The sequence below is a fragment of the Spirillospora sp. NPDC048911 genome (genome assembly GCF_043198015.1).
Lineage (GTDB): Bacteria > Actinomycetota > Actinomycetes > Streptosporangiales > Streptosporangiaceae > Spirillospora.
The window spans coordinates 580,591-596,500 of record NZ_JBICUD010000001.1; the positions used below are offsets into that span (position 1 = coordinate 580,591).

16 protein-coding genes and 1 tRNA gene are annotated in these 15,910 nt (G+C 69.5%); 4 read left to right on the plus strand and 13 right to left on the minus strand.

Annotated elements, in window-relative coordinates; translation table 11 throughout:
- Positions 1-188: 188 nt before the first annotated feature.
- Positions 189-1,811, minus strand: a complete 1,623-nt coding sequence (locus ACGFNU_RS02740) for a long-chain fatty acid--CoA ligase (RefSeq protein WP_392589543.1) — start codon at positions 1,809-1,811, stop codon at positions 189-191.
- Between the two features lie 111 nt (positions 1,812-1,922).
- Positions 1,923-2,444 carry a SigE family RNA polymerase sigma factor gene (locus ACGFNU_RS02745; protein ID WP_392589545.1) on the minus strand — a complete coding sequence of 174 codons (522 nt, stop codon included), beginning with the start codon at positions 2,442-2,444 and terminating at the stop codon, positions 1,923-1,925.
- Positions 2,445-2,738: 294 nt separating this feature from the next.
- On the opposite strand from ACGFNU_RS02745, the gene ACGFNU_RS02750 reads away from it, so the two are divergent.
- Positions 2,739-4,004 (plus strand): hypothetical protein, encoded by a 1,266-nt coding sequence (locus tag ACGFNU_RS02750; protein ID WP_392589546.1) that lies wholly within the window; start codon positions 2,739-2,741, stop codon positions 4,002-4,004.
- Positions 4,005-4,007: 3 nt separating this feature from the next.
- Positions 4,008-4,904 (plus strand): MauE/DoxX family redox-associated membrane protein, encoded by an 897-nt coding sequence (locus ACGFNU_RS02755; protein WP_392589548.1) that lies wholly within the window; start codon positions 4,008-4,010, stop codon positions 4,902-4,904.
- On the opposite strand, the gene ACGFNU_RS02760 is transcribed toward ACGFNU_RS02755, so the two are convergent.
- The 7 genes from ACGFNU_RS02760 to ACGFNU_RS02790 all read right to left on the minus strand — a co-directional run bounded on the left by ACGFNU_RS02760 (position 4,882) and on the right by ACGFNU_RS02790 (position 12,505).
- The gene (locus ACGFNU_RS02760; protein ID WP_392589550.1) at positions 4,882-5,598 is read right to left on the minus strand and encodes an ABC transporter ATP-binding protein; all 717 of its coding nucleotides are present in this window, start codon (positions 5,596-5,598) and stop codon (positions 4,882-4,884) included. The genes ACGFNU_RS02755 and ACGFNU_RS02760 overlap by 23 nt on opposite strands.
- Positions 5,598-6,347: an ABC transporter ATP-binding protein gene (locus ACGFNU_RS02765; RefSeq protein ID WP_392589552.1), complete on the minus strand. Its 750-nt coding sequence runs from the start codon at positions 6,345-6,347 to the stop codon at positions 5,598-5,600. The genes ACGFNU_RS02760 and ACGFNU_RS02765 overlap by 1 nt, the downstream gene beginning before the upstream one ends.
- Entirely contained in the window at positions 6,344-7,282 is a 939-nt protein-coding gene (locus ACGFNU_RS02770; protein ID WP_392589554.1) for a branched-chain amino acid ABC transporter permease, read from the minus strand. Before ACGFNU_RS02770 ends, ACGFNU_RS02765 begins: the two co-directional genes overlap by 4 nt.
- 38 nt (positions 7,283-7,320) lie before the next feature.
- Positions 7,321-8,208 carry a branched-chain amino acid ABC transporter permease gene (locus ACGFNU_RS02775; protein ID WP_392589556.1) on the minus strand — a complete coding sequence of 296 codons (888 nt, stop codon included), beginning with the start codon at positions 8,206-8,208 and terminating at the stop codon, positions 7,321-7,323.
- Positions 8,205-9,419, minus strand: a complete 1,215-nt coding sequence (locus ACGFNU_RS02780) for an amino acid ABC transporter substrate-binding protein (protein WP_392589558.1) — start codon at positions 9,417-9,419, stop codon at positions 8,205-8,207. The genes ACGFNU_RS02775 and ACGFNU_RS02780 overlap by 4 nt, the downstream gene beginning before the upstream one ends.
- Positions 9,420-9,769: 350 nt before the next feature.
- Positions 9,770-10,963 (minus strand): ATP-binding protein, encoded by a 1,194-nt coding sequence (locus ACGFNU_RS02785; RefSeq protein ID WP_392589560.1) that lies wholly within the window; start codon positions 10,961-10,963, stop codon positions 9,770-9,772.
- A 531-nt stretch (positions 10,964-11,494) separates the two neighbouring features.
- The gene (locus ACGFNU_RS02790; RefSeq protein WP_392589562.1) at positions 11,495-12,505 is read right to left on the minus strand and encodes a pirin family protein; all 1,011 of its coding nucleotides are present in this window, start codon (positions 12,503-12,505) and stop codon (positions 11,495-11,497) included.
- Positions 12,506-12,662: 157 nt separating this feature from the next.
- Here ACGFNU_RS02790 and ACGFNU_RS02795 point away from each other — a divergent pair, with 157 nt between their 5' ends.
- Positions 12,663-13,124 carry a MarR family winged helix-turn-helix transcriptional regulator gene (locus ACGFNU_RS02795; protein ID WP_392589564.1) on the plus strand — a complete coding sequence of 154 codons (462 nt, stop codon included), beginning with the start codon at positions 12,663-12,665 and terminating at the stop codon, positions 13,122-13,124.
- A gap of 14 nt (positions 13,125-13,138) precedes the next feature.
- Here ACGFNU_RS02795 and ACGFNU_RS02800 read toward each other — a convergent pair whose 3' ends face one another.
- On the minus strand, positions 13,139-13,537 hold the full coding sequence (locus tag ACGFNU_RS02800) for a hypothetical protein (RefSeq protein WP_392589566.1): 399 nt from the start codon (positions 13,535-13,537) through the stop codon (positions 13,139-13,141).
- Between the two features lie 200 nt (positions 13,538-13,737).
- On the opposite strand from ACGFNU_RS02800, the gene ACGFNU_RS02805 reads away from it, so the two are divergent.
- Entirely contained in the window at positions 13,738-14,466 is a 729-nt protein-coding gene (locus ACGFNU_RS02805; protein WP_392589568.1) for a M15 family metallopeptidase, read from the plus strand.
- Positions 14,467-14,539: 73 nt separating this feature from the next.
- Here ACGFNU_RS02805 and ACGFNU_RS02810 read toward each other — a convergent pair whose 3' ends face one another.
- The 3 genes from ACGFNU_RS02810 to ACGFNU_RS02820 form a co-directional block, all read right to left on the minus strand.
- Complete coding sequence (locus tag ACGFNU_RS02810; RefSeq protein ID WP_392589570.1) at positions 14,540-14,707, minus strand: hypothetical protein; 168 nt, start codon at positions 14,705-14,707, stop codon at positions 14,540-14,542.
- A gap of 33 nt (positions 14,708-14,740) precedes the next feature.
- Complete coding sequence (locus ACGFNU_RS02815) at positions 14,741-15,652, minus strand: metal-dependent hydrolase (protein WP_392589571.1); 912 nt, start codon at positions 15,650-15,652, stop codon at positions 14,741-14,743.
- A gap of 101 nt (positions 15,653-15,753) precedes the next feature.
- Positions 15,754-15,842 (minus strand) — tRNA-Ser (locus ACGFNU_RS02820).
- Positions 15,843-15,910: the final 68 nt, after the last annotated feature.

Sequence of the window (15,910 nt, forward strand, 5' to 3'; positions counted from 1 at the left end):
ACGAAGGGTGACTAGGTGGTGAGCACTGTGTTGCCCGCGTTGTTTCAGTGGCCAATGACGGAATACGACATGACGAAGACGAAATGTGATGATGCCGATGCCCAACGTGATCAGTCAACTCCGGCACGGCAATGGGTCAACCGCACGCCGAAAAAGTCTCCCGCCGCCGAGTCCACGCGCGCGAACCCTCAGTCCACGCGGGTCACGTCGAGCTCGCCGTCCGCGTACCGCCGGCGCAAGACCTTCTTGTCGAACTTTCCTACAGAGGTCTTCGGGACCTCCGCGATGAACGTCCAGCGTTCGGGCAGTTGCCACTTGGCGATCCGGTCTGACATGAACTCCTTGAGCTGGTCGGCGGTCACCGTCGCGCCCTCGCGGACGACGACCGAGGCGAGCGGCCGCTCCTGCCAGCGGTCGTCCGGGACGCCGACGACGGCGGCCTCGATGATGTCGGGGTGGGCCATGAGGTGGTTCTCCAGCTCGACCGAGGAGATCCACTCACCGCCCGACTTGATGACGTCCTTGGCCCGGTCGGTGAGGACGAGATAGCCGTCGGGTGAGATCGTCCCGACGTCGCCGGTCCGCAGCCAGCCGTCGTGGAACTTGGCCGGGTCCTCGTCCAGGTAGTACGCACCGGTGATCCAGGGCCCGCGGATCTCGACCTCGCCGACCGCCTCGCCGTCGTTCGGCAGCACGGTGTCGTCGTCGCCGACGATGCGCATCTCCAGCCCGGCCAGCAGCCGGCCCTGGGTGACCCTGCGCCGCCACATCTCCTCGCCCTCGGCACCGACCGGCGCGTGGGCGACGGTCGCCACCGGCGACGTCTCGGTCATGCCCCACGCCTGCACGATCTGGACGCCGATCTCGTCGAAGCCGCGCATCAGCGCCTCGGGCACCGCGGAGCCCCCGCAGGGCACCAGGCGCAGCGAGCTGAGGTCCGAGCCGTGCTCGCGCGTGTGGCGCAGGACGTCGGCCCAGATGGTCGGCACCGCGCCGGCGACCGTCGGCCGCTCGGTCTCGATGAGGCGGACGAGGGGTTCGCCCTGCAGGAACCGGTCCGGCATGACGAGATCGGCGCCGGCCATCACCGCGGCGTACGGGAGGCCCCAGGCGTTCGCGTGGAACATCGGCACGACCGGCAGCACCCGGTCGGCGGCGGTCAGCCCGATCGCGTTGCCGGCGCAGATCGCCATCGAGTGCAGGTAGGCGGACCGGTGGGAGTAGACGACGCCCTTCGGGTTGCCCGTGGTGCCGCTGGTGTAGCACATGGCGGCGGCCTGGCGTTCGCGGATCTCCGGCCAGTCGAACGAGGCGGGCGCGGCGGCGAGCAGGTCCTCGTACGAGTGGAGCTCCTTGCCCGCGTCCGCGAGCGGGGCGGTGTCGCCGGGACCGACGACGATGACGTGCTTGACGGTCTTCAACTGCGGCAGCATCGGGGCGATGAGCGGGATCAGCGTGCCGTCGAGGAGGACGACCTCGTCCTCGGCGTGGTTGGCGATGTAGACGAGCTGGTCGGGGAAGAGCCGCAGGTTGAGCGTGTGGAGCACGGCGCCCATCGAGGGGATGGCGAGGTAGGCCTCAAGGTGCTCGGTGTTGTTCCACATGAACGTGGCGACGCGCTGGTCCCCGTCGATGCCCAGGGATCGCAGTGCTCCCGCCAGCCGGGCGGCGCGTTCACCGACCTCGGCGTACGTGCGGCGCCGGGTGCCGTCCCCGGTCCAGGTGGCGATCTCGCTCGCGCCGAACACCTCGGTGCCGTAGCGCATGATCGAGGTGATGGTCAGCGGGAAGTCCTGCATCGTGCTCCACACGGCGCGCCTCCAGCAGCAGCTCTGCGGATTCCAGAATGGGATTCTTGCCGCAATCGCCCCGAATTGTCAGCACTTGTGGCCCCTCTTTTCGCGGGCCCGCCGCCGGCGAGATCAGGGGCGCTGCGGGGGGACGTCGGGGAAGTCGGTGCCCAGACCGGCATCGTCGCGGAGCTTGGCCATCGCCCTCGAAACAGTGCTCTTGACTGTGCCGACGCTCACCCCGAGCACTTCTGCGATTTCCGACTCGGGCATGTCCTCGTAATAGCGGAGCATGACAGCGAGCCGTTGCCGGGCCGGAAGTCGATCGAGCGCGCGGCCCAGGGCGTCGCGCAGTTCACTGCGCCGCGTGTGGTCGTCGACGGGCTGGTCGGGCAGCTCGTCCGTCGGATAGATCTCCAGTTTGCGCCGCCGCCACCAGGAGATCTGCGTGTTGGCCATGGCCCGCCGCACGTAACCGTCCACGGCGGCGCGGTCGCTGATGCGCTCCCAGGCGAGAAAGGTCTTGGCGAGCGCGGCCTGGAGGAGGTCCTCGGCCTCGGCGCGATCGCTGGTCAGCTGCGTCGCGTGGCGCAGCAGCGCCGGGCCCCGAGCCGCGACATACTCACGGAACTCCTCGTGCCGCGTCTTGTTCAAGTCACCACCGAGCCAGGGGTTGGCGGGGATCGCGTCGGGCCGCCGATGTTGTGATCTTGCGGACCCGAGATCCTGACGCTCTCGACGATGGCACGGAGATCGTAATTCCGGGCCAACAAAAAAGGCATATTCGGGTCAACCAGGAGATGAATGCACCAACGCGGTGCGTAAATCTCAACCCGCTGGATGACTTATCGGATAAATCCGTCGACAGCGGTGTCACCGCGCGTGACTCTTGACTCACTGCCCTAACAGCCGTGGCCACGAGTCAAGATTCGATGCCGGAGTTCCGCCATGCCGCTTGGAGCCAGGCGCCTCCGCCAGCAGGAGGCCGTGCTCGGGGTGCCGTCGACCCGGCGCGCCGCTCCCGCTGACGCGAGCCATGCCCCGATCCGTCCCGTCTCCGGGACGATCCTCGACGCCAGCCCGCACCTCCTGGTGCTGCACACGGCCGGCGGCGAGGTACGGCTGCCGATGACCGACGCCACCGCCGTCTGGCACGGCGGCCGGGGGACCTTCGCCGCCCTCCGGCCCGGCCGCGAGGCGATCGTACGACCGGCCGCCGACGGCCTGCGCGCCGACCGCGTCTGGGTGGACATCGGCAGGGTGAGCGGCGTCATCTTGGCGTGCGGGCGGGACACCGTGGAGGTGGACATGGGCCCTCACCGCGGACGTGCCCATGTGGTGCTCCCCCCGCACGCCCTCGGACGCGTCCTCGTCCGCCACCCCCGGCTCGAACCCGGCTATCTCATCGACGTCATCTGCGTCCGTTCGGCCGACGGCCAGCACGGGGTCCGTCCGGGCACCTCCCAGCCCGGCTACCGCGCCGACGACCTGGCTGCCCCGGAACCGGGCGCCCGCGTCCCCGACCCGATCCGCGGCACCGCCACCTGGTTCGGCGGCGCGCACACCAAAGCCAGCAGCGCGTGCAGGGCCGCATGTGGCGGAGGCAGCGGCGCGCATAGCGGCGCGCACGGCGCAGGCAGCAGCGCACACGCCGCTGGTAGAGGCGCGTACGGCGGGGGCAGCGGCGCGTATGGGGCAGGCAGTGGCGTATACGGCGCGGACAGTTGCGCATACGGCGCAGGCAGCGCGGGCAGCGACTGGCATGGCGGGGGTAGTGGCGCGTACGGCGCTGGTAGACGCGCGTATGGGGCAGGCAGCGGCGCGTATGGGGCAGGTGGCGCTTACGGCGGGGGTCGTGGCGGGTTTGGCGGGGGTTGGGGCGCTTACGGGGTGGTGGGGGCGGCTTATCCGGCGGTGGACTCTGAGGGGGATTCGGGCGGGTGTCCTGGGGCGCCTGCCGGTTGTGTCGCTCTCCCCTATCTGTCGTTGGGCAGCGGCTTGTCGGTCCTCAGCGAGTGCACGGGGCGTACGGCGGCCGTCCCGGTCATCGAGTGCGGGTGCGCGGCGGCGCTCTACTGCGACCGGTGCGTGGAGTGCGGCACGTCGCCGCGCGGACGGGTGGTCGAGCTGACGCCGGCCGCGTTCGTCAGCCTGGGCGGCGACCTGGAGGCCGGATGTTTCAACGCGGTCGTGCGCCCGGGCATGGGGGGTTGATCGGTGGTCACCGTCGTCCAGAACACGCAGGTTCTCCTTCTTGCCGCGGTGCTCCTGGCGGCGTGCCTGGCCAAGTTGATGATCCGCGAGCCGGTGGGGGCGGCGCCCGAGCATGTGCACGGCGTTCCGGTGCCCGCGGGTCTCGGGCGGGCGACGGCGCTGCGCCAGAGCAGGCCCGTGAACGTCGGCCTCGGCCTCACCGAGGGCGTCCTCGGGTTGGGCCTGCTGGTGAGCTCGCATTTCTCCGTGCGGCTCGCCACGACGGTGACGTTCGCCGCGGCCACGTGGGTGGTCGGGGAGCTGCGCGTCCGCCGTCCGGACGCGGGATGTGGTTGTTTCGGCGGGCTGAGCGCCAAGCGTGTGGGGCGCCGCAGCGTCATCCGCGCGGTGTTGTTCACCGCGGCCGCGGTGGCCGCGTTCGGTGCGCCGCACGCGGGAGTGGACGTGCTGCGCAGCGGCCAGGCCCAGGTCGTGCTGATCCTTGCTTTGGAGCTGGCGCTGTTCGCCGCACTGTCGCCCGAGCTGTCCGTTTTGTTGGAACGGCACGGGTTGCGTAAGTCCCCGGAGCCGTGCGAGCGGCGCCGCAGCCCGCTCGCGGAGACGTACGCGACGCTCTACGACAGCGCCGAGTGGCTGCGGTACGAGGAGTCGGTGTCCAGCGCGGCGCCGCTGGACGTCTGGCGCGAGGGCTGCTGGCGATTCCTGGTCTTCCTCGCGCGGGTGGACGGGCAGGACGTGGAGGTCGTGTTCGCGGTCTCCACGGCCGCCCGCGACAGGGCCGTGCGCTCCGCCATCTCGCCTCCCGCGGCGGGCATGGCTTCCGCCGTGGGCGAGACGCCGGTCGCGGGCGGTGCGCCCGCGGTGTCGGCCGCCGGCGTCACGCCCGCGGCGGCGGGGTGATGCCGAGGTAGCTCTCCTGGACCCGGCTGTCGGCCAGCAGGTCGGCGGCCGGGCCGTCCAGCGCGATCCGTCCGGTCTCCAGGACGTACGCACGCGACGCCAGTGACAGGGCGGTGTCGACGTCCTGCTCGACCAGCAGCACCGCGGTGCCGTCGGCGGCGATGGCGGGCAGCCGCGCGACGATCTCGTCCACGACGATCGGCGCGAGCCCGAGCGACAGCTCGTCGATCATCATGAGCCGGGGCCGGCTCATGAGACCGCGGGCGATCGCGCACATCTGCTGCTCGCCGCCGGACATGCTGCCCGCGACCTGGTTCAGCCGCGACGCGAGCTGCGGGAACAGCTCCAGGACGCGGCCGATCTCGGTCGCGCCCCCCTTGCGGTGACGCCAGCCGCCGAGGAGGAGGTTCTGCCGGACGGTGAGCCCCGGGAAGAGCCGCCGCCCCTCTGGCACGTGGGCGATCCCCAGGCCCGCGATCGCCTCGATCGACCGTCCGCCCAACGGCCGGTCCGCCAGCACGGCCGAGCCGGATGCCAGCGGAATCACACCTGACAAGGCCCGCAGCAATGTCGTCTTGCCCGCCCCGTTGGGCCCGATCAGCGCGACGATCTCACGTTCGCCCACGTTCAGGTCGACGTCCCACACCACCAGGACACGGCCGTAGCCGGCCGTGAGGCCCCGCACCTCCAACATCAGCCCTCGCCCCCGCGCCGCGCGTAGCGATGACCCAGGTAGGCCTCGATCACCTGCGGGTCGGCCATGACACGATCGGGCGGCCCCGATGTCAGGACCTTGCCTTCGTGCAGGACGAGCACCTCGTCACTGACCTCGACGATCGCGCGTACGACATGCTCGACGACCACGACCGTCACGCCCTCGGCGGCCAGTTCGCGGATGAGGGCCAGGGCGGGGTCGATCTCGACGGGACGCAGCCCGGCGAGCACCTCGTCCAAGAACAGCAGCCGGGGTTCGAGGGCAAGCGCCTTGGCGAGCTCCAGCCGGCGGGCATCGGCGACCGAGAGCTCGGCCGGCGCCCGTTCTGCCTGGCCGGCGAGCCCGACGCGTTCGAGCACGTCGGCGGTGAGCTTCGCGGCCCCGGCGGCGGTCCGGCCGCGCGCTCCGTACGTGGCGGCGACCGACACGTTCTCGCGGACGGACATGCCGCGGAACGGCTTCACCACCTGGAAGGTCCGCCCGACGCCCGCCTTGGCGACGGTCCACGGCCGGGCGCCGGTGAGATCACGGCCGCCGATGACCACGGTCCCGGCCGACGGTTTCAGGTGGCCGGTGACGACGTTGATGAACGTGCTCTTGCCGGAGCCGTTCGGCCCGATGACGCCGAGCGTGCGTCCGGCGGGCACGCTCACGTTCACCTCCGACAGCGCCGCCAGGCCGCCGAACCGCCGGGTGAGCCCGCGCACCTCCAGCATGGGCGGGGTCATAGCCGGTACCTCCGGACGTTGGCCAGCGGGGAGAAGTCGCGGGTGCGCCAGGCGTCCCGTGCGTACGTCACCACTCCTTCTGGCATGAGGACGACGACGAGGATGATGATCGTGCCGAGGATGAACGTGTGGTACTCGGTGAAGGACTGCCGCAGCCACTCCGACAGGAACTGCAGGCCCACCGCGCCCAGCAGCGGCCCGAGGATGGTTCCCGCACCGCCGATCACCACCATGATCACCATGAGGACGGTGATCTCCACGTCGAACATCCGGTCCGGATAGACCGTGACCAGCTGGAACGTGTAGGCCGACCCGGCCAGCCCGGCGAAGAGCCCCGAGAGCGCGAACGCGGCGACCTTGGTCCGGGTGGTGTTGATCCCCATCGAGGCCGCCGCCTCCTCATCCTGGTGGATCGCCCGCATCGCCATCCCGAACCGGCCGCGCGTGACCAGCGCCGCGACAACCACGGTCACCGTGGCCAGCACAAGGAAGATGACGTAGAACCCGTCCACCCCTGGGTAGGGCGTCGGGACGTCTGCACCGAACGTCGGAATGGTGATGCCCGCGCCGCCGCCGGTGAGGTCGGGCGCATTGATGACCAGCTCACGCATTCCCTCTGCCACGCCCAACGTCGCGATGGCGAAGTAGTGCCCCCTTAGCCGCAGCAAGGGCAACCCGATGAGCGCCCCGAAACCGGCCGCGACGAGCCCCGCGACCACCATCGAGGGCCAGAACGACCACTTGGCATGGGACATCAGCACCGCGGTCGTATAACCGCCAAGCCCAAAGAAGACGACCTGGCCGAACGAGGCGTACCCGGTGAAGCCGCCGATGAGGTTCCATGACTGCGCCAGGACGATGAACATGAACACCGCAGTGACGACCCGTACCTGCCCCGTATAAAGCTGCGTCTGCAGGAAAACGCACCCAAGCACAGCTACTCCGCCCGCGCCCCAAGGCGCCACCCGGGCCATCACACCTCCTGCCTGGCCTCATAGAACGCCCTGCCGAGGAGCCCGGAGGGGCGGGTCGCCAGGACCAGGACGAGGACGGCGAAGGCGACCGCGTTGGCCCACGTGCCGGACAGATACTGGCCCGCCCACGACTCGGCCAGCCCCAGGACGAGCCCGCCCGCCAGCGCGCCGTACATGTTGCCGAGCCCGCCGAGCACCGCGATCACGAAGCTGAACAGTGTGAAGCGGCCGGCGTCGGCGGGGTGGAAGGTGCCGATCGTGCCTGCCATCGCGCCCGCCCCGCCCGCCAGCGCGGCGGCGAGGCCGAACGTGAGCGCGTAGACGTGCCGGGCCTTGATGCCCATCAGCCGCGCGGCGCCGCGGTCCATGCCGGTGGCCATGATCGCCAGGCCGGTGCGGGTGCGGTTCATGAAGGCGACCAGGAGGATCGCCACGACCACCGCGACGGCGAACGTGAGAAGGCGGCCGAGAGGCACCTGCACGCTGCCAGGCAGCCCGATGCCGCGCGAGGCGTACGAGGTGGGGATGGACCGGAAGTCTCCGGTGAAGGCGATGTTCATGCCCTGGACGAGCACGAGTTCCAGCCCGAACGTGAGCAGGAGCGTGATGAAGATGGGCGCGTTCACGACGAGGTTGATCAGCCCGCGCTGGATCGCGTACCCGAGCACGAAGAGGCAGGCGGCGGAGCCGAACATGCCGACGAACGGGTCGAGGCCGAGCGCGTTCGACAGCCCCAGGGCGATGTACGCACCGAGCACCACGAACGCGCCGTGGGCCAGGTTGATCACGTTCACGACGCCCCACACGAGCGAGAAGCCGACCGCGATCAGGGCGAACAGGCCGCCCTGGAGCAGCCCGTTCAGGGTGGCCTGCAGGAACGAACTCACCGGCCGGGCCAGCTGAGCTTCGCGGCCGCTGCGTCCTTGGGCCACACGGTCACGACCTTGCCCGCCTGCACCTGGATCACCGACATGGGCTTGAACTTGTTCTGGCCCGTCGCGTCGAACTTGATCCGGCCGAAGAACGACGCGGTGTCGAGCGCCGCCATCGCGTCGCGGACCTTGTCGGGCTCGGTGGAACCGGCCTTCTGCGCCGCCGTCGCGAGGGCCAGGCAGGCCGCCGTCGCCTCGGCGTTGTGGTACTGCGCGGGATGCCCGTACTTGGTCTGGATCGCCGCCGCGTAGTCCTTGGCGGTGCCGAAGAACGGTTCGGAGCCCTTGACCTCGGCGGTCCACTGGCTGGAGCCGATCACGCCGTTCGCCAGGCCGCGCAGCGTGTTGCGGAAGTCGGGCGTGGGCGGCGCGACCGACTCGGCGAACATCTTGGGCTTCACGCCGAGCTCGTTGGCCTGCTTGATGATCGCGATGCCCTCGACCAGGTGCACCGAGCCGACGATGACGTCGGGCTTCTTGCCCTTGATCTTGGTGAGCACGGCGCTGACGTCCGTCGCCTGGGCGGGGAAGTACTCGGTGGGGAAGACGGTGTAGCCGCGCGTGCGGGCCTCGGCGACGCCGCCCTCGGCCACCGTCTTGGAGAAGCCATCGTCGGCGGACAGGAACGCGATGGTCTTCGGCTTGGGGACGGCGAGCTCGTCGATCGCCTTGACCATCGACGCCGCGTACTCGGTGGCGGGGGAGAGCACGGCGAACGAACGTTTGTAGCCCTGCTGGAAGATCTTGTCGTCGGCGCCGGCCGCGTCCGCCATGACCTGCTTGTTGCGTTCGACCACGGGTGCGGCGGCCGCCGTGCTCGCCGAGCCGTACGGGCCGAGGACGAGCTTGACGCCGTCGTCGTTGAGGCGGTCGACGATGCGGGCGGCCACGTCGGCCTTGGACGTGTCGTCGGAGTACCGGATGTCGATCTTGAGCTTGCGGCCGCCGACCGGCACGCCGCCCTTGGCGTTGATCGTCTCCTTGCAGAGGTCGTAGCCCTGCTTGGTCAGCTGGCCCTCCCGGGCGAGCGCGCCGGTGTTGGAGTAGGGGGCGCCGAGCACCAGCGTGTCCCCGGAAGAGCCCCCCGACTCCCCCTTGGAACCACATGCGGTGGCGAGGAGTGCCACGGTCACGGCGCCGGCGGCGAACGAGAGGTTCCTGACCATGAGACCTCCAGGGAGATCGTGCGCGACGGCTCTCCGAGGATGTTTCAAGCAAGCCGGAAGATCGCCTGTTTGTCCGATTCCGGCAGTGTCCGCGTGTGGCCAGCGTCACGTTGAGGCACTCTCTGAAGCTCTATTGCCTTCTCTAGCTCCAGCCTCATAGAGCCCTAGAGAATAAGAGAGAACCAACGCTTGCCGAATCTACGAGTCTCTAGTGACAGCGCTAGAGAACCGTAGATTTCTGTGACAAGCCGCTTCGATGCAGCCTTATATGAGCCTCTAGCGCTGACGCTAGAGAGCGGTATATCCGGGTAGTGGCGGTCGAGGACGAGTGGGGACTGGGTGAACTGGGCTCAGGCGGGCTGGGCCCTCAGGAACTTGCCGAAGTGCGGGACGGTGAACGCGACAAGGCCACGCTCGGCGCTGTAGATCAGGCCCTTCTTGATGAGGCCGTCGCGGGCAGGCGACAGGCTGGAGGGCTTGCGGCCCAGCTCGTCGGCGACCGCGGACGTGGGCACCGGCTCGTCGCCGAGGGTCGCCATCGCCCGCATGTAGTCGCGTTCGGCCGGAGTCGCGCGGTCGTAGCGGCTGCCGAAGAACCCGACCGCCAGCTCGCTCTCCGCCTCGGGCGCCGCGACCTTGATGTCGTCGGCGGTGATCGGGGTGTCGGGGGCGACGTCCCAGACGACCTTGGCGTAGGCCTGGACGAAATAGGGATAACCGTCGGCCGCCCCGTAGAGCGCGTCCAGGGCCTCCTCGGTGAACGTGACGTCCTCGCGCTGCGCCGGGGCCAGCAGCGCGAAGTCGGCGGACTCGCGATCGAGCCGGTCGATGCGGGCGTAGCGGAAGAGCCGCTCCGAATAAGACTTGCTCGCCGACAGCACGGCCGGCAGGTGCGGCAGCCCGGCGCCCACGACGATCAGCGGCCCGCCGTTCTGCGACAGCTCGTGGCAGGCGGCGCAGAGCGCGGAGACGTCGTCGGCGGGGATGTCCTGCATCTCGTCCACGAACAACGAGATGCCGACGCCGACATCGGTGGCGACGGACGCGGCGTCCACGAACAGCTCGGTGAGGTCGATCTCCAGATCGCCGGAGTCGGCCCGGCCGCGCGCGGCGGGCACGTCGATGCCGGGCTGCCAGCGGTGCACCCGCGCCTTGCCCTTGCCGGCCGGCTCCTCGCCCGCCTGGGCGAACGCCTTGAGGACGCCGAGGAACTCCTCGATCCGGTCGGGGGCGCGATGCCGGGGGGCCAGCTCGCGGATGGCCATGTGGAGCGCGGACGCGACCGGGCGCCGGATCGACTGGTCCGGACGCGCCTCGATCTTGCCGGTGCCCCACAGCCGCTGGATCGCCATCGAGCGGAACGCGTTGAGCAGCACGGTCTTGCCGACCCCGCGCAGCCCCGTGATGATCATGCTGCGCTCCGGACGGCCGCGGGCCACCCGTTCGAGTACCACCTCGAACTGCTGGAGTTCGCGGTCGCGGCCGGCCAGCTCGGGGGGACGCTGCCCGGCGCCTGGGGCATAGGGATTGCGCACGGGGTCCACGGTCTCGGACTCTATGAGGCGATATAGCTGTGGCCGTAGATTTGCGTAGAAACTCATGCGGCGTGTCGCGCTCGGGCGTCCCGGCCCGCACCGGGCGGACGCGGGCGCACCGCGCGTTTCGAGGTCGCCATGGCCGCCCCCGGCCACCGGACGGCCTGCGGAAACCGTCGCCACCATGCCGCCTCCCCACGACCCCGGGCCCGCCGCCCGGCAAGGAAGAAGCTTCGCTTGGGCTCATGGGCGAGCGCGCTCGAACGAACAAGTCGAATCTCTGTTCGACTATTCGAACACACTAGCGCACGGCATCACTCCGGTCACGCGGTTCTCGCCAATACGTTCGAAGAGAAAGACGCCCCGCCATCACCTCTCCTGACATACCGCCCTCATCCACGACGTCGCGCACGGTCTGGACATGACGGTCACGCTCGGGCTGGACCGGCGGGTGCCCGAGACTCGGCCGCGCGTGGGCCTGGAGCTGGGCGAACCGGTGGACGGAGCCTCACGCACCACCGATTCGCCGAAGGACGGTCGTCAGGCCAGCGACTCGTCCGCCGTGGAGAGGTGCGGGACCCTCTCCGCCGGGATCGTCCCCATCCGTCCCGCCTGGAAGTCCTCGAACGCCTGGACGATCTCCTCGCGGGTGTTCATCACGAACGGCCCGTACCGGGCAATCGGCTCCCGGATCGGCAGGCCGCCCAGGATGAGGACCTCCCAGCCGTTCTTGCTCGCGAGCGGCTGGCTCTCGGCCGCGCGCAGCACCAGGCCGTCGGTCTCGCCCTTGTGGTGCGAGCCACCGAAGACGGCGAGCTGCCCGTCGCCGACGGCGACCTCTTCCACGCCGGCCGTGCCGCGGCCAGACAGGGAGTAGGCCATCGCGTTGAACTCCCTCGGCCAGGGCAGCGTGAGCTGTGCGCCGGGAGCGATGGTGGCGTGCAGGTACGTAATCGGCGTGTACGTCGAACCCGGCCCCTGGTAGCCCGCCACCGAACCGGCGATCACGCGGACGAGCGAGGCGCCGTCCTCGGCGGCCAGCAGCTTCACATCGCGCGCCTCGATGTCCTGATAGCGCGGCTTGACCCACTTCTGGGCGCGCGGCAGGTTCACCCAGAGCTGCACGCCGTGGAAGAGCCCGCCCTTGGTGACCAGCTCGGGTGGCGGCTGCTCGATGTGCTGGATCCCGGCACCGGCGGTCATCCACTGCGTGGCGCCGTCGGTGATCACACCGCCGCCACCGGTGGTGTCCTGGTGGGCGAAGGTGCCGTCGATCATGTACGTCACGGTCTCGAACCCGCGGTGCGGGTGCCAGGGCGTGCCCTTGGCCTCGCCGGGCGCGTACTCGACCTCGCCCATCTGGTCGAGGAGCAGGAACGGGTCGGCGAGCGACAGGTCGACGCTCGGGAACGGGCGCCGCACCTGGAATCCCTCGCCCTCGAGGTGGCGCTGGGCGGTGACGACCTTGGCGACGCGGCGCCAGCCGGTCGTCTCCTCGGGCAGGCGCGGCAGGCGTGGCAGTGTCAGCGGATCCGCCATCACGGCAGGCATCTCGTCTCCTCCTCAGGGGACCGACCGATCTGTGTGCCAGGGGGAACGTAGTTGAAAGATAAACTATTCCGGATGCCCGGGATGCCGCTCCATGCCTGGTAGATCCCACGGTAGCAGAATTAGTTGAATCTTCAACAGGTGCCCTATACTGCCGGACATGAGCGAACCACGCTGGCTCGATGCCGACCAACAGCGCGACTGGCGGGCGTTCGTGGACGGCAGCGTCCGGCTCACCGAACTCCTCGACCGTGACCTCAAGGCCAAGCATGGTCTGTCGGTGTCGGAGTACGAGATCCTGGTACGGCTGTCCGAGGCCCCCGAACGCCGTCTGCGCATGGCTGAACTGGCCGAACACGCGAGCCAGTCACGCAGCCGCCTGTCCCACACCTGCAGCCGGCTGGAGTCCAAGGGGCTCGTCTTCCGCGGCGGCTGCCCCAACGACAAACGCGGCGTCTACGCGCACCTGACCGACGAGGGCTTCGACGCCCTCGACCGCGCGGCGCGCGACCACGTCGAGACGGTCCGGGACTTCTTCATCGACATCATCGACCCGTCCGATCTGGCCAGCATCGGACGCGCGTTCACCGCCGTCAACAAGCGCATCGGCGAAGCCGGCTAGCCGCGCCTCCGGCCTCAGCCGGCCAGGGGGAGACCGGTGAGGAAGCCGACGGAGACCAGGGTCAGGAAGATCCAGGCGAGCATCATGCCGATCCCGAAGGGGCGCCACGAGCCGCCGACCTTCCAGATCAGCAGGCTGCCCAGGCCGAAGGCCAGCAGGAGCAGCGTCACCATCTGCGGCAACAGGCTCGGGCGGCGCGCCATCATGAGCGGGGCCCACATCATGATGGCGTCGACGAACGTGAACGTGCCGAAGCCGGCCCCGACGAAGACCAGGAAGCGGCCGCCGGGCACCTGGGGAACTTTGTCCCGGGGCAGTCGGATACGCGGCGACAAGTCCTGCGCGCTCTCGACCCTGGAGGCCACCGAGAAGATCTCGTCTTCGAGACTCGGGAGGTTTTCAGGCTCCGCCATGCCGACTCCCTCGGCCGGGGACGCCGGGACGATGCCCGGTGGGGGATCAGCCAAACGGCGTGGCACGTCCGCTCCCCGTCCCTTTTCGACGGACATGCCCATAGACGCACCGTAGCGAATCCAAGGTCCAACACGAAGACGGCCCGACGTGCGATCCTGCTGAAATGGCAGGCAGACGGCTGTTGCACTCCGTAGCGTTCATGACCGCATTCATTTCCGTGACGGCCGCGACGACGGGGTGCGGCAACGGCTCCGACTCCGGATCCGGCTCGTCCGCCTCCGCGACGCCTCCCACCGCCACCGGCGCCCCATCCGCCACCTCGGCCACGCCCGCGGCACCCTCGCCGAGTGAGACCTCGCAACGATTCCGCTCCGAGATCAAGACCGTCACGGCCGGGGATCTGAAGCACTCCTGGCGCAAGGGCTGCCCGGTGAGCCCGTCCGGCCTGCGGATGATCGAGATGACGTACTGGGGCATGGACGGCAAGCCGCACGAGGGCGGAAAGCTGGTCGTCAACGCCAAGGCCGCCAAGGACCTGGTCGGAGTCTTCCGGACGTTGTTCGACAAGCGCTACCCGATCCGGCGCATGGAGCCGGTGGACGTCTACAAGGGCAGCGACTTCGACTCGATCGAGGCCGACAACACCTCGGCGTTCAACTGCCGGAACGCGACCGGATCGGGCAACTGGTCACAACACGCGTACGGCCTGGCGATCGACATCAATCCCTGCGAGAACCCCTACGTCACGGCGAGCGGCGAGGTCGCGCACAAGGACTGCGTGAAATACAAGAACCGCGGCAACCGCGATCCCGGGGTCGTCCACAAGGGAGACAAGGTCGTGCGGGCTTTCGCGGCGATCGACTGGGGCTGGGGCGGCGAATGGAGTGGTACGAAGGATTACCAGCACTTCTCCAGCAGCGGACGCTGAGCCGCCCCGCCGACGGGGTCCCGCGTGAACGCGGGCGGCGGGCTGGCGGTGCGCTCCGGGCGGTGACCTGCCCTCATCCGAGGGCGAGCAGGGCCACCACGAGGACGGCGACGATGGCCACCACGGCGACGACGCCGATGATCATGCCGATGTTGGGGCCGGACTTCTCGGTCTGACTCTGCTGCTGAAAGCGCTGGAACTGCTGCGTCGTGCCGGCTGGATCTTGCGGATTCTGAGACATGGCCCAGAGGGTAACGGATGATTTAGGCGATTTTCATGCTGGATAACCCGATCGCTCCATCTCGACGACCTTCGTTTCCACCACGAGCTCGTCTCCTCCGGACGACGGTTCGAGTGCCGCGGTGATCGACGACAGGTTTCCCACCCGGCTCAGATGCGTTCCCGCGCAGGGGATCTCGGCCGTTCCGCCGGGAAGCTCGCAATGCCATGTCCGGCGTGCGGTCAGCTCCGGCGACGGCACCTCGATCCGGACGGGAACGTCCGCGGCGATCCATTCGGCCAGCAGGCCGTTCACCTCAGCGGTGATCTCGGGCAGCGCGCCCGCCAGGCCGCCGGCCGTGAACCCCTTCTCCCGCAGCGGCGTGCCGATCCGGTAGACGTCCCGGCTGCCGTGGGGGACGATCCGCGACGTCGCGATCGCCAGCGCGTCGAAGTCGGGGTGCCCGAGGCCGTCGATCCGGGACGGAGCCAGGCACCAGCGCGGGGCCAGCGCCGCGTTCAAAGCCAGCGCCGTCAGGTGGCAGGCCGTGTGCCCCGCCGAGAAGGCCCGCCGCCGTTCGGCGTTCACGATCAACTCGACCTCGGACGGGACCGGCACCCCCCGTTCGACCACATGAACGACCAGCCAGTGCCACGCCGGGTCCCCCCGCCGAGCCGGAATATCGGCCCCAAGCAGCAGTTCGCCATAATCCCCGGCGGGCACTCCCTCGCCCCCGGCAGACATCCTGTCGCTCCCGGCAGGCATTCCGCCGGTTACGCAGTCGACGACCCGCTGCTCGATGTCGTCCACCTGGATGAGGCCGGTGTCGCCGGGCTGGTCGGGCCAGGAGTGATCGAGCGGGTGGAACGGTGTCTGCTCCGTCACCACGCCGAAGCCGCCGCCGTCCAGCGGCACCACCACGAGCACCGTGGAGTGCCCTGACACGGCCCCGGCCGGGAAGGTCACGTGAGTCGATCCCCCGATTTCCCCCACGTCCATCGACGCTACCAGCCGAAACGCGGAACGCCCCCGGCGGGCACGGAGCCTGCCGGGGGCGCGCTGCCCTGCGGAGAGTGTGGGATTCGAACCCACGACGACTGTCCCCAGCCGTGGTCGCTTTCAAGGCGACTGCACTAGTCCACTATGCGAACCCTCCTGGCCGGAGACCACGATAGCGGTCGTACGCGACTGGCATCGACCTCATATGAGGTGACGCCCAGGGCC

Excerpts from the sequence above, each read along its gene's own strand:
- ACGFNU_RS02750 (WP_392589546.1), top strand. The coding sequence starts at position 2,739 with ATGCCGCTTGGAGCCAGGCGCCTCCGCCAGCAGGAGGCCGTGCTCGGG.
- ACGFNU_RS02760 (WP_392589550.1), bottom strand. The coding sequence starts at position 5,598 with ATGTTGGAGGTGCGGGGCCTCACGGCCGGCTACGGCCGTGTCCTGGTG.
- ACGFNU_RS02765 (WP_392589552.1), bottom strand. The coding sequence starts at position 6,347 with ATGACCCCGCCCATGCTGGAGGTGCGCGGGCTCACCCGGCGGTTCGGC.
- ACGFNU_RS02780 (WP_392589558.1), bottom strand. The coding sequence starts at position 9,419 with ATGGTCAGGAACCTCTCGTTCGCCGCCGGCGCCGTGACCGTGGCACTC.
- ACGFNU_RS02790 (WP_392589562.1), bottom strand. The coding sequence starts at position 12,505 with ATGCCTGCCGTGATGGCGGATCCGCTGACACTGCCACGCCTGCCGCGC.
- ACGFNU_RS02795 (WP_392589564.1), top strand. The coding sequence starts at position 12,663 with ATGAGCGAACCACGCTGGCTCGATGCCGACCAACAGCGCGACTGGCGG.
- ACGFNU_RS02800 (WP_392589566.1), bottom strand. The coding sequence starts at position 13,537 with ATGGCGGAGCCTGAAAACCTCCCGAGTCTCGAAGACGAGATCTTCTCG.
- ACGFNU_RS02805 (WP_392589568.1), top strand. The coding sequence starts at position 13,738 with ATGACCGCATTCATTTCCGTGACGGCCGCGACGACGGGGTGCGGCAAC.
- ACGFNU_RS02810 (WP_392589570.1), bottom strand. The coding sequence starts at position 14,707 with ATGTCTCAGAATCCGCAAGATCCAGCCGGCACGACGCAGCAGTTCCAG.